Source organism: Vibrio sp. 10N.222.46.A1, from assembly GCF_041473595.1.
Taxonomy (GTDB): domain Bacteria; phylum Pseudomonadota; class Gammaproteobacteria; order Enterobacterales; family Vibrionaceae; genus Vibrio; species Vibrio tasmaniensis_A.
On sequence record NZ_JBFRSN010001048.1, the window covers coordinates 1 to 1,995 of the forward strand.

A 1,995-nucleotide genomic window follows, 5' to 3' on the forward strand; every position below is an offset into this window, starting at 1 on the left:
CATCTATAGCTATATCGATGTTTTGATTACAATTTGCTCTGTCACTTTTACTGTTTGGGCTACGTATTACTATTGCTATTTAATGTTTAAACGAGAAAAAAAACCAACGATACGGTTAATAAAAAAAGTGAAATCGCTGCTATTTCCTATATCCAAGCCTATTTATTTTGTTTTGTTAATGCTCGTTTTAAACATCTCATTCTCGAGCTATACGTTTATAAAATCACTGATACCTCACTTCAATCCATACAATCTAGATCTTACCTTTTATCATTTAGATAAGTGGCTGCACTTCGGTGTATCCCCATGGGAAATAACACATTTTTTCCTGCCGAATGCGGCTTCAACTCTAGTGATTAATTTTCTATACAATTTATGGTTTTTTCTTATGTGGGGGATGTTACTTTTTTTCATTGTCTATCGGAAAAATGACCACCTGCGTAACCAATTTATCCTCACCTTTTTGATATCTTGGTTTCTCCTAGGTAACGTCATAGCGACGCTGTTGTCGTCTGCGGGACCCGCCTACTTTCACCACTTCTATGAACAAGATCTCTATCTTAGGTTAATGGAACGTCTACAAGCGCAAGACCTCCAGTTAAAGCAAGCGAATCTATTCCCACTTTGGATGCTATCCGCGCAGGATATGCTTTGGGATAGCTATGTGACAGGAATAAGAGGCAGAGGAACGGGCATATCCGCCATGCCAAGTTTGCATGTAACAATCGCAGTGTTAATGGCTATGACCACATTCCGGTTAAACAAAAACTGGGGATATATTGCGTGGGTTTACGCTTTCTTTGTCCAAGTTGGGTCCGTTCACTTAGCGTGGCACTACGCAATAGATGGGTATATAGGCGCTCTAATGGTAGTTGCTCTTTGGCACTTAATTGGTTATTTGCTAAAAAGAAACGCGTCATCAATCACTCAGCCGCAATGACAATCTCAACCGCTTGAGAGATCACTTTCCTCAAGTGAGTGTTTTTGTCATCTAATTGCTTTCCCTTACGATAAACCAGCTGTATATCAAAATCAGGAACATCTATCGGCGGAGCAACGGCTATCAGTGAACTGTCGACATTAGGGGCATTTCTAGCGACTAACTTAGGCACAATGCACAATAGCTTTCTGCCACTGATCAATCGTTTTACCGTTAAGAAGTTGCTTGAAGATATCGCCACTTTTCTGGTGTAGCCCAATTCAGACAATTTAGTATCAACTGCCGTTTTTAAGGCACCATTAGGAGACACTAAGGCGTGCTCCACAGAGACAAATGATTGTAATGACATAGGCAACTCAACATCCAAAACGGATGCATCAAGCAAGCAAACATGTTGCTCGGTATAGAGATGTTCAATGCCATATAGCTTAGGCACTTCACCAAAACTGCCTATCGCAATGTCTAGCTTAGCCTCTTCAAATACCTGCTGGTAATTGTTTCGATTAACGTTAAGAAATGCGACTTGAGAGTTTGGCGAAGCTTGTTTAATAAAATCGAAGATCATTGGGCCAAACATCTGTTCCGCGTAATCGGTAAGTCCGATCTTCCAGCTGCCTTTATAACTATCAACTTCGAACATTTTGGACAACAGAACTTCAGATTGAATAGTATTAAGCAACGCATCGACGGTGCTCGATAATTCAATGGCTCGGTCGGTCGCCTCCATCTTGCTACCGACACGCTCAAACAGAGGATCATCAAACAACTTTCGCAGTCTTTGTAAGCTATGACTCATCGCTGATTGGCTGACATAACAACGCTCAGCCGCTTTGCTCACACTGTTCGTTTTATACAGTGCCTGTAGTGCAATCAATAAGTTAAGATCAATTCCTTTCCAGTTAAAGTCAGCCACAAACCAATCCCATATCATTCATAATTATAATTAAAACAATTAATTTGAATCATAGTACAACTCCACCTAAATTACGCTAAACATTTATCTGGAATCGATCATGCTTTCAATTTTTAAAACCTTTTTCTGGCTTGGCTGGATT

General features: G+C 40.2%; 2 protein-coding genes. One reads left to right on the forward strand and one right to left on the reverse strand.

Features of this window, described 5'->3' with window-relative positions:
• Positions 1-940, forward strand: a 940-nt coding sequence (locus AB4496_RS23590; protein ID WP_372132187.1) for a phosphatase PAP2 family protein, incomplete at its 5' end; no start/stop codon positions are given.
• On the opposite strand, the gene AB4496_RS23595 is transcribed toward AB4496_RS23590, so the two are convergent.
• Positions 924-1,853 (reverse strand): LysR family transcriptional regulator, encoded by a 930-nt coding sequence (locus AB4496_RS23595; RefSeq protein ID WP_102257768.1) that lies wholly within the window; start codon positions 1,851-1,853, stop codon positions 924-926. The genes AB4496_RS23590 and AB4496_RS23595 overlap by 17 nt on opposite strands.
• Positions 1,854-1,995 lie beyond the last annotated feature (142 nt).